The organism is Aquitalea sp. LB_tupeE (assembly GCF_013391415.1).
Lineage (GTDB): Bacteria > Pseudomonadota > Gammaproteobacteria > Burkholderiales > Chromobacteriaceae > Aquitalea.
Genome location: NZ_JACAXB010000013.1, coordinates 25,070 through 40,608 on the forward strand (window position 1 = coordinate 25,070; position 15,539 = coordinate 40,608).

12 protein-coding genes and 2 tRNA genes are annotated in these 15,539 nt (G+C 61.2%); 6 read left to right on the top strand and 8 right to left on the bottom strand.

The features are described 5' to 3' along the window. Positions 1-8: 8 nt before the first annotated feature. From HWX34_RS05315 to HWX34_RS05340, 6 genes are all read right to left on the bottom strand, one after another. On the bottom strand, positions 9-545 hold the full coding sequence (locus HWX34_RS05315; RefSeq protein WP_178971320.1) for a DUF4337 domain-containing protein: 537 nt from the start codon (positions 543-545) through the stop codon (positions 9-11). Between the two features lie 79 nt (positions 546-624). Next, positions 625-1,689, bottom strand: coding sequence for a Gfo/Idh/MocA family protein (locus HWX34_RS05320; protein ID WP_045848835.1), 1,065 nt, complete (start codon positions 1,687-1,689; stop codon positions 625-627). A gap of 72 nt (positions 1,690-1,761) precedes the next feature. Next, complete coding sequence (locus tag HWX34_RS05325; protein ID WP_178971547.1) at positions 1,762-3,066, bottom strand: nucleotide sugar dehydrogenase; 1,305 nt, start codon at positions 3,064-3,066, stop codon at positions 1,762-1,764. A gap of 225 nt (positions 3,067-3,291) precedes the next feature. After that, positions 3,292-4,092 (bottom strand): polyamine aminopropyltransferase, encoded by an 801-nt coding sequence (locus HWX34_RS05330; protein ID WP_082086443.1) that lies wholly within the window; start codon positions 4,090-4,092, stop codon positions 3,292-3,294. After that, positions 4,082-5,068, bottom strand: coding sequence for a tRNA 2-thiocytidine(32) synthetase TtcA (gene ttcA / locus HWX34_RS05335; protein WP_178971321.1), 987 nt, complete (start codon positions 5,066-5,068; stop codon positions 4,082-4,084). Before ttcA ends, HWX34_RS05330 begins: the two co-directional genes overlap by 11 nt. Positions 5,069-5,157: 89 nt before the next feature. Beyond that, positions 5,158-5,931: a pteridine reductase gene (locus tag HWX34_RS05340; protein ID WP_178971322.1), complete on the bottom strand. Its 774-nt coding sequence runs from the start codon at positions 5,929-5,931 to the stop codon at positions 5,158-5,160. Between the two features lie 134 nt (positions 5,932-6,065). Here HWX34_RS05340 and HWX34_RS05345 point away from each other — a divergent pair, with 134 nt between their 5' ends. The 6 genes from HWX34_RS05345 (at position 6,066) to HWX34_RS05370 (ending at position 11,731) form a co-directional block, all read left to right on the top strand. Then, positions 6,066-7,217: a class I SAM-dependent methyltransferase gene (locus tag HWX34_RS05345; protein WP_178971323.1), complete on the top strand. Its 1,152-nt coding sequence runs from the start codon at positions 6,066-6,068 to the stop codon at positions 7,215-7,217. 94 nt (positions 7,218-7,311) lie between these two features. Next, a tRNA-Met gene (locus HWX34_RS05350) sits at positions 7,312-7,388 on the top strand. 32 nt (positions 7,389-7,420) lie between these two features. After that, positions 7,421-7,497 (top strand) — tRNA-Met (locus HWX34_RS05355). A 455-nt stretch (positions 7,498-7,952) separates the two neighbouring features. Further along, positions 7,953-9,563 carry a methyl-accepting chemotaxis protein gene (locus tag HWX34_RS05360; RefSeq protein WP_178971324.1) on the top strand — a complete coding sequence of 537 codons (1,611 nt, stop codon included), beginning with the start codon at positions 7,953-7,955 and terminating at the stop codon, positions 9,561-9,563. A 109-nt stretch (positions 9,564-9,672) separates the two neighbouring features. Then, on the top strand, positions 9,673-10,941 hold the full coding sequence (locus HWX34_RS05365; RefSeq protein ID WP_178971325.1) for an HD-GYP domain-containing protein: 1,269 nt from the start codon (positions 9,673-9,675) through the stop codon (positions 10,939-10,941). An 88-nt stretch (positions 10,942-11,029) separates the two neighbouring features. After that, entirely contained in the window at positions 11,030-11,731 is a 702-nt protein-coding gene (locus tag HWX34_RS05370; protein WP_178971326.1) for a S4 domain-containing protein, read from the top strand. A gap of 2 nt (positions 11,732-11,733) precedes the next feature. Here the strand turns inward: HWX34_RS05370 and HWX34_RS05375 are convergent, their stop codons facing one another. Together HWX34_RS05375 and HWX34_RS05380 are read right to left on the bottom strand one after the other, a co-directional pair. Continuing rightward, positions 11,734-12,387 carry a pyridoxamine 5'-phosphate oxidase family protein gene (locus HWX34_RS05375; protein ID WP_178971327.1) on the bottom strand — a complete coding sequence of 218 codons (654 nt, stop codon included), beginning with the start codon at positions 12,385-12,387 and terminating at the stop codon, positions 11,734-11,736. Positions 12,388-12,491: 104 nt separating this feature from the next. After that, positions 12,492-15,431: an EAL domain-containing protein gene (locus HWX34_RS05380; protein ID WP_178971328.1), complete on the bottom strand. Its 2,940-nt coding sequence runs from the start codon at positions 15,429-15,431 to the stop codon at positions 12,492-12,494. Positions 15,432-15,539: the final 108 nt, after the last annotated feature.

Consider the following 15,539-nt stretch of genomic DNA (forward strand, 5'->3'; position numbering starts at 1 on the left):
GACGGGGGTCAGAAAAACAGGAAAAAGCCATCGGCAAAATACACCAGGCCAAGCAGGCCGATGGGCAGCGCCGCCAGCCAGACCGCCTTGCGCTTGAACAGGCCGGCAATGGAGGAAATCAGGATGGCCACTTGCAGGAAGATCACCGCCACGCCAAACGGCTTGCCCTGACGCTGAGCAGCATCGCGCTCGGCTTCCAGACGGCGGGCTTCCTTTTCGATTTCCTTGCGCTCGGCGGCATAGCGGGCAGCCTTGTCGCCCACTTTCTTCAGCTGGGCCTGATAGTGCTCGCGCTGTGCCGGACTGGTGGAAGCCGGCAGGCTGTCCAGCTCGAACTGCAGCCGCTCGCGCTCCACATCGTACAGGTTGCCCTTGATGCCCTTGGCCTGATAGTAGGCCCACTGGTCGGAGGCCTGGGCCTGGGCAATCACGCTACGGGTGGAGAAACCACCGCCCTTGAAGGTGGATAAGGTGGCACACACAGCCAGGATGACGGTGGTGAGTGCCAAATAATTCAGCCAGGGGTCTTTCTTTTCTTCAGCCATGATTGTGTTTCAGTATTGCGCGATACGTTCAGGTGGTTGATGGACCGACCGGCCCGCAAGACGCGGGCCGGGGTGAGGCTCAGTAATCCAGCGGCAGGCTGATGCGGCGGCCATCACGGGCCGACAGGTACATGGCAATCAGCAGTTCCAGCGATTTCAGCCCTTCGCGGCCGTCAGTTTCCGGCTCGGCCTTGCCCTGCATCACGTTGATCACGTTGTCGTAGTACAGCGGGTGACCAAAGCCGTAGACGCTGGTGGTGGCGTAGCTGGCGTTCTTGATTTCGTCGTCCATGGCGTGCGGCTCGGCGAATTCCCAGTGCTGGATTTCGTTGACTGCCACACCACCCACGCGCACCGAACCCTTTTCACCCAGGATGGTGATGGAGCCTTCCAGGTTCTTCGGGTAGGTGAGCATGGTCACGTTCATGCTGCCCAGCGCGCCGGAACGCCACTTGATGCTGACGGTGCCGGTGTCTTCCACTTCGATATTGCGCGCCAGCGTGGCGGTGTAAGCCTGCACGCTTTCGACCGGGCCGATCAGCCAGTCCAGCAGGTCCACATAGTGGCTGGCCTGGTTCATGAAGGCACCGCCGTCAAATTCCCAGGTACCGCGCCAGCCGCCCTGGTCGTAATAGCTTTGCGGACGGGTCCAGAACACATTGACGTTGACCATGTAGATACGGCCAAAGCGTTTTTCCTGCATGGCGCGCTTGAGCAGTTGCAGGGTGTCGTTACGACGGTTCTGCTTGACCACGAACATGCGCTTGCCGGCCTTGTCAGCAGCTTTCACCATGGCCAGGCCGTCTTCCCAGCGGGTGGCCATCGGCTTTTCCGTCATCACGTGAAAACCGGCTTCGGAACATTCGATGCTTTGCGCCGGATGCAGGCCGGACGGGGTGGTCAGCACGATGATGTCGGCATTGGTGGAGGCCAGCATGTCGGTGAGATTGCTGTGGCCACGGGCGCCGGTGCGTTCTACCGCAGCTTGCAGTGCAGCCGGGTCGATGTCACAGACGTCTACCAGTTCGGCACGGTCTTCGTGTTTTTCCAGCGAACCGAAATGGTTGTTGGCAATGCGGCCACAGCCAACCAGCGCGAAGCGGATCTTGCGGTCGGTGATGGGGGCGTGATGTACGGTTTTCATGGTGTGTTCCGTTCTGTGCTTAAACGGCAAAAGGCGACCACGGGGTCGCCTGCTTGCGTCATGCCGTCAGGGTCAGGCCTTGACGATGTGGTCGGCGGGTTCCAGATACTTGCCACGGCTGTCGACGATCAGCTGGGCATGTTGCTTCAGCAGCGTGTAATCGAACTTGTCATGGTCGGTAGCCAGCAACACGCAGTCGTAGCTGGCAATGGTGGCCGCATCCAGCGCCACGCTGGACAGCTCGAAGTGGTGCTCGCGCATCTTGGGGAATACCGGCACGTGCGGATCGCTGTAGGATACTTCCGCGCCCAGGTCGCGCAGTTTTTCCATCAGGAACACCGACGGGCTTTCGCGCATGTCGTCCACGTTCTTCTTGTAGGCAATGCCCAACACCAGCACGCGGCTGCCGTTGATGGCTTTCTTGCGGGTGTTCAGCGCAGCGGCCACCTTGGCCACCACCCAGTCGGGCATATTGCTGTTGACTTCACCTGCCAGCTCGATGAAACGGGTGTTCACACCGTATTCACGCGCTTTCCAGGTGAGGTAGAACGGGTCGATCGGGATGCAGTGGCCACCCAGGCCCGGGCCCGGATAGTAGGGCACGAAGCCGAAAGGCTTGGTGGCGGCAGCACGGATCACTTCGTGAATGTCGATGCCCATCTTGTCGGCCACGATCTTCATTTCGTTGACCAGACCGATGTTCACCGCACGGTGGATGTTTTCCAGCAGCTTGGTCATCTCGGCGGCACGGGTGGAGGATACCGGCACCACCTTGTCGATCACCGCGCTGTACAGTGCCACGCCGATTTCCTGGCAGGCCGGGCTGTAGCCACCGCATACCTTGGGAATGGTGCGGGTGGTGAAGTTGGGGTTACCCGGATCTTCACGCTCCGGCGAGAACACCAGGAAGGCATTCTCGCCCACCTTGAAGCCGCGGGATTCCATGCGCGGCAGCAGTTCTTCGTCAGTGGTGCCCGGGTAGGTGGTGGATTCCAGCGATACCAGATGGCCTTCGCGCAGATAGGGCACCAGGCTGTCCATGGTGTCGAGCACGAAGCTCAAGTCCGGCTCGCGGTATTTGTTCAGCGGGGTCGGCACACACAGAATCAGGGTGTCGGCTTCCGGCGCGCGGGAGAAGTCGGTGGTGGCTTCAAAGCCGCGTTCCAGCGCGGTGGCAATGCTGTCGGCGCTGATATGCTCGATATAGCTCTTGCCGGCCATCAGGGCGTCAACCTTGCTCTGGTCGATGTCAAAGCCCAGTACCTTGTAGCCCACTTCGGCAAAACGCAGCATCAGCGGCAGGCCGACATAGCCCAGGCCGACAATGCCGATGACGGCGGATTTGTCCGCGATACGGTTAAGCAATTGCTGCTTGATCACAATGATAGTCCCAACAAAGTAAAAACCTGCCATGGCTGCATCCGGGCAGCCATGCACTGAATTCGGTAAGGTCTGGCAGTGTGCCTCGCCTGGCTGGCGGGCTTGCTGATCTGGCTCAAACCGCGCTTGTGAAGTTGCAAGCGCAGCATTATACGCCTGCTTGGCAAACCGCTGGCGTTACCAAACGTGACAACACAGCCGACAGCGCCACACTCAGCCCGCTCAGATCAGCAGATGCCCGGCACTGCCCTGATTGTTCTGTTTCAGACGATTGACGAACTCGCCAAACTCCAGCCCGAAACGGCACTCCAGCCGGTCGGCACGCTCCTTGAGCGCCTCCCACTGCGTCAGCGTGGGGCTTTGGCGGAAGGCCAGCACCGCCACATTGCCGTGACTGGCCGAGGGCAGTTCCAGCACGCGGCCTTCAAACACCGACAGCAAGCGCTCGACAAAGCTGTGATAGCGCTTGTCGCCACTCCACCAGTTGGTGACAAACACGCCATTGGGGCTGAGCGCACGCTTGCAGTCTTCGAAGAAATCTTCGGTAGTCAGTTCGTCCACAATCTGCAAGCCATCAAACCCGTCCACCAGAATGGCGTCGGTGGAACCACGGAAAATCTTCACGTAATCCGCGCCGTCAGCCTCGATGATTTCAAAGAAATCACCCTCTTCCGGCAGCTTGAAAAAGGCGCGGGCAACGGCGATGACCTGCGGGTTGATATCCACCGCCACGCTGACGGCTTCCGGCAGGTATTCGTCGATGAAGCGGGCAAAGGAACCGCCGCCCAGGCCGATTTGCAGGATATGGCGCGGGTCGTCGTTCCACAGCAGGAAGGCCATCATGGCGCGGCTGTAGGACAACACCAGCTCGGCCGGTTCGTCCATGTCCATCGAGCTCTGGATGGTTTCCGAGCCCAGATGCAAGGACCGGATATTGCCGGCTTCGGAGATTTCCACTTCCGGCATGTCCTCCACCGCGGCACGCACGCGGCGGCGGAAAGGATGCAAGGCTCTACGCGCCACAGCCACCCTCCTCCTGTTGCGCCGGTTTGCGCGAATCCAGAATGCTGATGGTGCGACGCGCCGGCGCAGTCACTGCGTCTTCACCCTCTTCAAGCGGAAGCGGCGGATCGCGGAATTCTTCCTTGTCGAAGGCGGTATCGCCGTTCTCGAAGGGGCTGTCTCCGGTTTTCAGGCCGGCAAAATCGAACAGGCCGGTATCGCACAAATGGGATGGCACCACGTTTTGCAGTGCACGGAACATGCTCTCCACCCGGCCGGGGAAGCGCTTGTCCCAGTCGTTGACCATTTCCTTCACCACCTGGCGCTGCAAATTGGGCTGCGAGCCGCAAAGATTGCACGGAATGATGGGGAACTGGCGCAAGTCGGCATAACGGATGATGTCCTTCTCACGGCAATAGGCCAGCGGGCGTATCACCATGTGCTTGCCGTCATCCGACACCAGCTTGGGTGGCATGGACTTGAGCTTGCCACCGTAGAACATGTTCAGGAACAGCGTGTGCAGGATGTCGTCGCGGTGATGGCCCAGCGCAATCTTGGTGGCCCCCAGCTCGTCCGCCACGCGGTACAGGATGCCGCGACGCAGGCGCGAGCACAGGCTGCAAGTGGTCTTGCCTTCCGGTACCAGCTTCTTGACGATGGAGTAGGTGTCTTCTTCGATGATGCGGTATTCCACCCCGATGGACGCCAGATAGCCGGGCAGCACGTCTTCCGGGAAGCCGGGCTGTTTCTGGTCCAGGTTGACGGCGACGATGGAAAAGTCGATGGGGGCGGATTTTTGCAGACCCAGCAGGATGTCCAGCAGGGTGTAGCTGTCCTTGCCGCCGGACAGACACACCATGACCCGGTCACCCTGTTCGATCATGTTGAAATCATTGATGGCATCACCCACGTGGTGACGCAGGCGCTTGGCCAGTTTGTTGCCCTCGAACACGGCCTTTTTGGCCTTGTCGTCGAGCACGGTGTTCTGTTCGGACATGGGGTACGGCTAAGAAATTGAAAAACAGGCGATTTTACTGTTTTTCCCTGCAACAATCCATGCCATTTCCCGGCAAACCGCCCCAAGCCTTACAACACGATGCCGCGTCCGCCATCCACCGCCAGTATCTGACCGGTGACATAGCTGGCATCCAGCAGCAAAAAGGCTACCGCACGGGCAATGTCCTCCGGCTGGCCGGTACGCTGCAAGGGAATGGTGGCTTCGATGGCCGCGCGCTCTGCCGCGTCGAAAGACGCCTCGCCCTCCGGCCACAGGTTCACCCCCGGTGCCACGCCATTCACCCGCACATCCGGTGCCAGCTCCAGCGCCAGACTGCGAATCAGCTGGGCATGCCCGGCCTTGGCCAGGTTGTACACCACATGGCGCTTCATCGGCCGGTCTACATGAATATCGGAAATGCCGACAATCGCACCGCCGTTACGGCGCAATGCCGGGGCCACCGCCTGACTGAGAAACAGCGGGGCCTTGAGGTTGCTGCCCATCAGGTCATGCCAGGCGGATTCATCGATCTGGCCGATTTCGGTAGGAAAAAAACTGGAGGCATTGTTGACCAGCCCATCCAGCCGTCCGAACGCGGCAATGCCTTGTGCCGCCAGCTGACGTACCGCCTGCATGTCCAGCAAATCGGCCTGCAGCAGTACAACCGATTCCGCTCGCTGTGCATTCAGCTCGGCGGCCAATGCTTCGGCATCGCTTTGCGAACCGCGATAATGCAACACCAGCCGCACCCCGCGTGCATGCAGCAGCCGGGCAATGCCCGCCCCTACCCGGCGCGCACCGCCAGTAATCAGCACCACACGCTGTTCATTCACTTGCATCAAGCGCTCTTGCTGTTGCTTCATATCCTGTTCAGCCTTTCCTGCCTGCCTTGCAGCGCCGTGTTTGCTGGCTGCGCCGACAACAAAATGCGCAGTACCTCTTCACCCCTGCGCCGCTTTCGACCACAATCGCCGCACATTGTAGCAGGATGCACGTCATGACCACCCTACCCGCCCCAAGCGCCGAGGCGCTTGCCACCAGCCAGGCGCTGTGCGCCCATATCCGCCAGACCATTACCCAGGCCGGTGGCTGGATACCCTTTTCCCGTTACATGGAACTGGCGCTGTACGCGCCCGGCATGGGCTATTACTCGGCCGGCAGCCACAAGCTGGGCAGCGCCGGTGACTTTACCACCGCACCGGAAATGTCGGCCTATTTTGGCCGAACCCTGGCCCGGCAGATTGCCGAACTGCTGCCGCAAACCGGCGGCACGGTGTACGAATTCGGTGCCGGCACCGGCAAGCTGGCCATTGATATCCTGACCGAACTGGAAAAGCTGGACTGCCTGCCTGAGCATTACATCATCATCGACCTGTCGGCCGACCTGATCGAGCGCCAGCAAACCGCCATTCGCAGCGCCCTGCCCCATCTGGCCGACCAGCTGCTATGGCTGAGCGTGCTGCCGGAGCAGCTGGACGGCGTGGTGATTGGCAATGAGGTGCTGGATGCCATGCCCTGCGAGCTGCTGCACTGGACACCTGAACCGCTGCAACGCGGGGTGGCGCTGGATGGCGACAACTTCATCTGGCAGGACCGCCCGATTCAGGACCCGACGCTGGTGCAACAGGCCCAGGCGCTGAACATCAGCCAGGCCGGCTATATCAGTGAACTGAGCCTGAGCAACACCGCCTTCATCCACACTCTGGCGCGGCACCTGGTGCGCGGTGCCATCCTGCTGGTGGATTACGGCTATCCGGCGGGCGAGTTCTATCATCCGCAACGTCACATGGGCACGCTGATCGGCCATTACCGTCATCACACGGTGGATGACCCCTTCTTCCTGCCCGGCCTGATGGACCTCACCTGCCACGTGGACTTCACCGCCATTGCCCAGTCCGGCATCGACGCCGGGCTGGACCTGATCGGCTACACCACCCAGGCGCAATTCCTGATCAATGCCGGCATCACCCAGCTATTGGGCGAACTGGACGCCGACGACAGTGCCAGCTACCTGCCGGTGGTGGCCATGGTGCAAAAGCTGCTGTCCATGCAGGAGATGGGCGAACTGTTCAAGGTGATCGGTTTTGGCCGTGGCGTCAGCATCGACTGGCAAGGCTTTACCCAGGGCGACCGCTGCCACACCCTGTAAGCCGGACTGCAGGTGATTTGTCTGCAAATGTGGTTGACAGCCTAAAAAACGCTGCGTATAGTTCGCGTCTCGGTGCAAGCGCATCGAGAAACGTGGCGAATTAGCTCAGTCGGTTAGAGCGACGGAATCATAATCCGCAGGTCCGGGGTTCGAGTCCCTGATTCGCCACCACAGTTTGCGAAGTCTGACTTGTCAGGCTTCATGGCGAATTAGCTCAGTCGGTTAGAGCGACGGAATCATAATCCGCAGGTCCGGGGTTCGAGTCCCTGATTCGCCACCAGCATTATCAAGCACTTAGGCCAACTCTCACGAGTTGGCCTTTTGTTTTGCCTCTCTCATACCCTTCTTCGCTGCCACTCACCCTTTTGCTTGCCGTCCGGCACACTGCTTGTCAGCAGGCTGTTACGCCATGCACATCAATTCCATCGGAATAGTTTGTCCATTTGACAGTAAAACACTTGTGCTTTTGATCAAATATAGGCATAACTACTGCGCCTGCCCTCACCCTGCGGCTGGCATGGTGCGGCTCGTCACACCCTGAACGTAGCCAAAATCCGGATAAAAACAAAACAAGCTGGCTGCCCCGGCATGTAATGCTGCACGCAGCATGGCGAATATCCCCCACAGAAAAAATCAGAAAAGATCAAATATCATCTCTGTTGCCCATCAGCCGGAGAGGGGGGCCGCTGCCTGCAGGCAGACGGCAATCGTTGAGCATGTCCACAGGAAGGCATCATGCAAATCAAGTCCAGGCTTACCATGCTGGCCCTTGTCACCACGCTCGGTCTTTGCGTGCAAGGCGGGGTAATGGTCTACACCCAGTCCAGTCTTGGTCAATTCATCCGGCATCTGGTGACGGGCGATCTGCCCAGCTTGCAAACCCTGCAACGCTTTCAGACCGACACGCTGAAAATGACGGTAAACGCCCTGCTGCTGGGTGCCACCGACAATGCCAACGAATTGCAGCAACTGCCCAAGGCCATCAGTGATGCCGAACAGGATGCCCGCAGCGCACTGCGTACCTACCGGGCACAGGCAATGGACAGCCAGGCGCAGCAACTATTGCAGCAGGACCAGGTCCGGCTGGACGACTACGCCAAGGCACTGAAGCCCTATCTGGAAGCGACAGAATCGGGGGACATCGTCGCGGCCAAGTCGGCGCTGCGTCAGGTGGTGCCCAATGCCCGTGCCGTGCTGGCAGCGGGGGATGCCCACCTGCAAGCCAATTACCGGCAAGCAGCCCATCAGGCGGAACAAGCCACCAACTTGCTGCGCTTCGTGCAGTGGCTGAGTCTGGCCACTGTGGTGCTGTGCCTGCTGGTGGTGGGCAGCATGAGCTGGTCGCTCACCCGCTCCTTGTCCCGCGCCATTGCCAGCCTGCAAAGTGCGATTACCGGCATTGCCGAATCGCTGGACTTCACCCGCCGTGCGCCGCAAAACAGTCAGGATGAACTGGGTGCCACCGCCAGCGCGTTCAACGGGCTGATCGGCAAACTGCATGACAGCCTGCAGGCCTTGAGCGGGCAGATCAGCCAGCTGACCCAGGCCTCGGCCGGGCTGGCATCCTCGGCAGGCGAGGTTGCCGGTACCGTTGCGCGCCAGAGCGAAATTTCCGCCAGCGTGGCGGCCACCGTGCAGCAGCTGACGGTGAGCATCAATCATGTGGGCATGCAGGCAGCCGCCACCAACGAGCAGGCATTGCAAACCGGGGAGCTGGCCAGCAAGGGTGGTGCGGTAGTCAGCAGCACGGTGAGCGACATCCGCGACATTGCCGATACGGTGGGTACCGCCTCCAGCAGCGTGCGCCAGCTGGGCGAGCAGGCACGCTCCATTGTCTCTGCGGTTTCGGTCATCAAGGATGTGGCCGATCAGACCAATCTGTTGGCGCTGAACGCCGCCATTGAAGCCGCGCGTGCCGGCGAACAGGGCCGCGGCTTTGCCGTGGTGGCCGACGAAGTGCGCAAGCTGGCCGAGCGCACCAGCAGCATGACCAAGCAGATCAACACCGTCATCAACGCCATTGCCGGTAGCAACGAAGACACCGGCAAAGCCATGGCCGCCACCGAAACCCGGGTGGAAACCGGCCTGCAGCGGGCGGATGCGGCGCAAGATGCCATCGAGCGCATCGCCCACACCACGCAGGAACTGGTGCAGCTGGTGGGCAGCATCACCACCGCCATCCGCGAACAGGCCAGTGCCAGCACTGAAATTGCCGTGCAGGTAGACCATATCGCCCAGATGGCACAGCAAGCCAAGGGCGATGCCTCGGCTGCATCCGGCTCGGCGCTGACACTGGATGCCACCGCTCGCCGCATGCAGGAGATTGTGGCGATTTATCGCCTGTAAGCCTGCGCCAGCGCAGAAAAGCAGGTTTCGGGCAGGGTCATCTTGCATTAGATTGAAAACATGGCATGCCATCTGGCTGCCATGGTTCCCGTCTTGCGAAAGTGCCACCATGTCCGTTCCAGCACACCTCCCGGCCAGCGACGACAGCATTCATGTCGATCTGCGTGAAGTCATCCATGCCCTGTCCGACGCACTGGACCTGGTAGGGATTGATGATGTTGCACATGGCAAACGGGTGGGCATCATGGCCTGGCATTGCGCACTGGTGTTGCAGCGCAGTCGCCAGCAGGCGGACTTCCTGTTCGACCTGGGCCTGCTGCACGATATCGGCGTATCGTCTACCCGCACCCATCAGCATCTGGTCAGCAAATTTGACTGGGCCGGCTCGCAGCAGCACTGCCAGGATGGTGCCCGCTTACTGGCAGGCTTTGCCCCGCTGGCCGCCATGGTGGAACCAGTGCGTTACCACCACACGCCATGGGAAACCTTGTCCGGACTGGACTTGCCACTAGAGGTGGCCGAGCAGGCCAACCTGATTTATCTGGTAGACCGGGTGGATGCCATGGCGGCAGCCTATTACCAGGGTGGTGAATTGCTGATGCATACCGCGGCCATCCGCGAGCGCATTGCCAGTTATCGCGGCAGTCATTTTGCCCCACAACTGGTGGATGCTTTCCTGCAGGCCTCCCGCGCGGAAGCCTTCTGGCTGCAACTGGAACCGCGCGGCATTGCCGGCATGCTGCATGACCGGCGCAGCCAGCGCCATCCCTGCACTGCCACCAACACCCAGCTCAAGCAGCTGGCCACGCTGTTTTCCCGCATCGTGGATGCCAAGAGCCCGTTCACCGCGCGTCATTCGCAGGGGGTGGCCGGGCTGTCGCGCTGGCTGGCCGAACGCGCTGGGCTCTCGCCAGGACGTTGCGACCAACTGGAAATTGCCGCCCTGCTGCATGACCTGGGCAAGCTGCGGGTGCCGGACGAAATCCTGGACAAGCCGGGCAGGCTGGATGCGCATGAGCGCAGCCTGATCAATGCCCACAGCTTTGAAACCTATCAGATCCTGCGCCATATCAGCGGCTTCGAGGAAATTGCCTGTTGGGCGGCGTATCACCACGAAGAACCGGATGGCCATGGTTATCCCTTCCATCTGAGTGCAGCCAGCATGAGTCTGGAAGCACGCATCCTGCGGGTGGCGGACATTTTCCAGGCGCTGGCGCAGGACCGCCCCTACCGCGCAGGCTTGAGTGCTGCGCAGGTGCTGACCACCTTGCAGGAGTTTGCCGCGCACGGGCGTATCGACCCGGAGATTCTGGCCATCGCCGCCCAGGACATGAGCGGTGCCATGGCGGGAGCCCTGCCGGTGGCCAGTACACACTGACCGGCTTGCCATGATTTGCCAGCCCGCCAGCGGGGGCGGATAATCGCCAGCCCCAACCCTGGGTCAACCCGAGCGGAGAATCTGCAAGATGAGTGATGAGCAACTGCGTCTGTCCAAACGCATGGTGGAATTGGGACTGTGCTCGCGTCGCGAAGCCGATGCCTTTATCGAGCAAGGCCGGGTGCGGGTGGATGGCCAGGTCGTTCAGCAATTGGGCAGCCGGGTTAGCCCGCAGCAGCGCATCGAACTGGATGCCCCGCGCATGAGCCTGGACGGGTTGAGCATCAGCCTGCTGCTGCATCGTGCTGCGGATAGCCGTTTACCGCTGGCCGGGCTGATTACCCCGCAGCAACGCTATGCCCGTGATGGCAGTGAAATCCGCTTCAATCCGCGACACCTGAAGGCCTTGCAACAGGCCGGTGCGCTGGACGAAAACAGTCATGGCCTGGTGGCACTCACCCTGGACAAGAAACTGGCACGCAAGCTGGCCGATGCCGAACAGGAATACCTGATTCAGCTGGAAGCCGCCCCGGCAGCCGAGCTGCTGAAACAACAGTTGCAAGCCTTGCAACTGCCAGGCAAGCCGCCACGCGGTTTGAAGATCAGCCGCCAGAGTGACCGCCAGCTGCGCATGGTGCTGTCAGCAGTACAGCCCGGTCAGCCCATGGCCATTTGCCAGGCACTGGGTTTACAGCCGCTGGCGCTACGCTGCATCCGCATCGGCAAGCTGGGCATTGGCGACCTCCCCGGCGGGCAATGGCGCTATCTGCTGCCGATGGAATCGTTCTGAATCTACTTGCCGGCCAGCCCATCCAGTGCTGCTTGCAAGGCGGCGGCCAGTGCATCCGGCTGGCTGATGGCCTCTGGCCAGTTGTAGCGCTGATGCCCGGCTCCGGGCTGGCGGCGGTAATCCAGCCCATAGGCATCCAGTCCCAACAGCGTGATGCCGTCCGGCACACGGGCTTGCTGCAATAGCGCGGCTTCCTGCGCCAGGGGCAGCACGTCCGGGCTCAATTCAGCCCCCTCCAGCCAGCCCATCCGCCCCACGCCACCGATATAGCGCAGGCGTTGCGGCTGTAAGCGGAAGAACATGAAATCCAGTTGCAGCAGGTCTTCGGCCTGCGGCTGATAACGCAGGAAACGCTGCAACAACAAGTCATCGACTTCGATGCGCTGCGCGTCGGCCAGCAAGCTCAGCCGCGCTTCGGCCTGTACATCCTCTGCTCCCTTTTGCAGTACCGCCAGGCTGCAACGCCCGTCGGCCAGCAGATTGCGCGTGTGTTCGGCCAGCTCGCTGATCAGCAACAAGGGGCGGTGCTGTTCATCCAGCACATAAGGCAGCACAGTGGCATAGGGATAACCGGGCAGCTGGCCGGAGTGCGTGGCCAGCGTGGCATGATGCTGGGCATGCAGCAGTTGCAAGGCAGCAATGGGGGCGATCTTCACCAGTATTTCTCCTGAAACCTGCAAACAGTCATGTCGGCCATTTTATGGCAGCTCAGTGCGCCCGGCCTGATCATGCCGCGTCTGAAACTTGCGCCAGGACAAGCTCAGTGCGGGTCGACTGGCTGCTGCAGGCTTTGCACAAAGTCCAGCAATTGAGCGGCCGGCATGGGCCGGGCAAAGTGGAAGCCTTGCATCACACGGCAGCCCAGTGCCAGCAGGCGGTCACTTTGTGCCTGCGTCTCCACGCCTTCGGCCACCACTTCCATGCCCATGTCGCGCGCCATCGACAAGGTGGCACGCACCACGGCTTCATCATCGGTAGTGCCGGGCAAGGTGCGGACAAAGCTGCGGTCGATCTTGAGCCGGCTGATGGGGAAACGGCGCAGGCGGGACAGTGAGGAATAGCCGGTACCAAAGTCATCCAGCGCAAAGCGGCAGCCCAGGGCCACCAGTGCATGGAATACGTCCAGGTGGTGGCTTTCTTCATGCATCAGCGCACCTTCGGTCAGCTCCAGCTCCAGTGCCCCGGCGCTCAGCCCGTAGCGCTGCATCAGGCCTTGCACATAGGGCTGCAAGTCGCTGCGCTCCAGCTGCACCGGGGAAATATTGACCGAAACCGGCAGTTGCAGGCCACGCGCACGCCAGCGGGCCTGTTCGGCACACGCTTCGGCCAGCACCCAGCGCCCCAGCTCGACAATCAGGCCGGATCGCTCGGTCAGCGGAATGAATTCGCCCGGCGGCATGAAACCACGTTGCGGATGTTGCCAGCGCACCAGTGCCTCGCAGCCAATGCACTGGCCGCTGATGGCATCAATCTGCGGCTGGTAGTACAACACCAGCTGGCCCGGTTCGTCTTGCAATGCCCGCCGCAGATCGCGCTCCAGCGTCAGCCGTTCCGTCACCAGTACATTCATTTCCGGTGTGTAATAACGCAGGGTATCGCGCCCGGCTTCCTTGGCCGCATACATGGCCATGTCGGCATGGCGCAGCAAGGTGTCCGGGTCCTGGCCATCGGAGGGATACAGCGCCACGCCTATACTCACCGTGCAGCGCAATTCATGCGCCTCCACCAGCACGGCCTGATCAAACAGTGCCAGCAATGCACTGCCCAGCGCCTCCAGCTGCGCTTGCTGCGTGTAGGGCATCAGGATGACAAATTCGTCCCCGCCCAGACGCGCCAGCATGGCCTCTGGTGGCAGCGGTTGCTGCAAACGGCGCGCAATGCTGACCAGCAGCTGGTCTCCCACCGGGTGGCCCAGGCTGTCGTTGACCGTCTTGAATTCGTCCATGTCCAGAAACAGCAGGGCCAGCTGGCCTTGCTGACCAGCCTCTTGCAGTGCGCGACGCGTCATGCTGAGCCAGCATGGCCTGTTGGGCAGGCCTGTCAGGCTGTCATGCAAGGCCAGATAACTGACATTGGCTTCGGCTTTGCGGGTGGCATCCAGCTGAATCTGCAACTGCTGGTTGGCATCCGCCAGTTCGGCAGTGCGCTGCTGTACCTCGCCCTCCATCCGCCGGGTATAACCGGTGACGATCAGCAAGAAGCCGCCAAACAAGCCGGTCATGGCCAGGCCGATCACAAAGGTGATCCACTCCAGCCAGCTGCGCAGCCCGTCCAGATATTCATCACTGGCGCGCAAGCGCAAGGCCCAGTTGCGCCCGGCAAAGACAAAGCGGCTTTCCAGATGCGGGCGCTGACCGAACCAGCCACCCTTGCCACAGTTTTGCGGGCCGGACAGGCGGTGAAAACCGGGCAGGCCGTCGATGTCGATCAGGCATACTTCAATATCATGTCGCACATCGTGCTGCAGCGTGGTTTGCACGATGTCGTCCATGCGGAACAGGCTGGAAATCACCCCGCGCAATACCTGATGCTGCGTGGCATCAGCAGGGGCATACACTGCCTGATACAGGGCAATGGCTTTTTGATGGCCCACCTCCTGCACCAGCCGGATGGCCGGACTGGCTTCCGTCTCACCGCTTTGCATGCTGCGTCGAATGGTGCCAGCCAGTACTGGCGAGGACAGGATGTCCAGCCCCTGGGCCCGCAGATTGCGCTGGAGCGGTTCGTTGAAACGGATGGGTAGATAGGATGGCCGCTGTGGTGACGGCTGGATATTTCCCGCCGTATCACGCGCCTGAATGGCACGCCCCCCCAGCACATTTCGCTCGAAGTCCTTGCGCTCGGCATCATTCACCAGCGGGCTCCAGCCCAGGCTTTGCGTACCGGGCAGGCGGCTGAGCCAGGCCGAGGTCAGACCGGCCCACTGCTCGGTCGATCTTGCCGGAGCACTGCTTTGTAATTGTTTGAGCGCCAGCATCACGTCCAGCTGCATCTCCAGGCGCTTGCGCAAGGCCAGTTCGATCTGGTTGGCATCACGGTTGAACTGGCTTTGCACCCGCAGAGCTTCCCAGTGGTGAATCAGCACACTGAGGCTGGCCATGGTGAGTGCCGTCAGCAGCATGGGCCACAGCAAGGCTCGGCTGCGTGCCTTCCATTCACTGCGCGGCCGGCCAAAACGCGCCAGCATCAAGGGCAGCATGATCAGGCAGCCAAAGGTATCGCCCAGCCACCAGTTCCAGGCATTAAACAAGGTGTCGGTGCGCGGCAGCACGCCCAGCATGGCCAACAGCGGCACACTGATGCCACTGCAAACCAGGCAGGAAAGCGGAATCACCAGCAACATCAGGCGGATCACGCTGGCTGCGTTATCCAGGCGGTTGGGCCAGCCGATGATGCGGGTGATCAGCCAGCGCCCGGTCCGCGCCTGCAAGGTTGCGGCCACCGGCACAATCAGCAGGGACAGAAAACCCCAGCCTTGCACGTCGGACTGCCACGCCGCCACCACTTGCACCAGCAAGGAGCCCAGCAGCACGCCGGGCCACAGCTGGCGCCCCCACAGCAGCAAGGACATCAAGGCCAGGCCGGCAGCGGGAAACACAGGTGCGGTATAGCCGGGCGGAATGGCGCTATACAGCGAGGGGATGCCGATCAGGGCATACACCACGGTCAGCCGCAAAATGGCAGGAAATCGAACAGGCACTAGGCACCTTGCAGTTATAAATGACAGCTGTCCGACATTAGCATACCGGCCGTGACGCGTCATCCAGACTCCATGCACCAGGCATGGAAATTGACCAGCGCCTACCGC

What these genes read in the sequence shown, in the direction of transcription:
- HWX34_RS05365 (WP_178971325.1), top strand. Translation starts at nt 9,673, where the DNA reads ATGTCCGTTCCAGCACACCTCCCGGCCAGCGACGACAGCATTCATGTC.
- HWX34_RS05370 (WP_178971326.1), top strand. Translation starts at nt 11,030, where the DNA reads ATGAGTGATGAGCAACTGCGTCTGTCCAAACGCATGGTGGAATTGGGA.
- HWX34_RS05345 (WP_178971323.1), top strand. Translation starts at nt 6,066, where the DNA reads ATGACCACCCTACCCGCCCCAAGCGCCGAGGCGCTTGCCACCAGCCAG.
- HWX34_RS05340 (WP_178971322.1), bottom strand. Translation starts at nt 5,931, where the DNA reads ATGAAGCAACAGCAAGAGCGCTTGATGCAAGTGAATGAACAGCGTGTG.
- ttcA (WP_178971321.1), bottom strand. Translation starts at nt 5,068, where the DNA reads ATGTCCGAACAGAACACCGTGCTCGACGACAAGGCCAAAAAGGCCGTG.
- HWX34_RS05315 (WP_178971320.1), bottom strand. Translation starts at nt 545, where the DNA reads ATGGCTGAAGAAAAGAAAGACCCCTGGCTGAATTATTTGGCACTCACC.
- HWX34_RS05360 (WP_178971324.1), top strand. Translation starts at nt 7,953, where the DNA reads ATGCAAATCAAGTCCAGGCTTACCATGCTGGCCCTTGTCACCACGCTC.
- HWX34_RS05320 (WP_045848835.1), bottom strand. Translation starts at nt 1,689, where the DNA reads ATGAAAACCGTACATCACGCCCCCATCACCGACCGCAAGATCCGCTTC.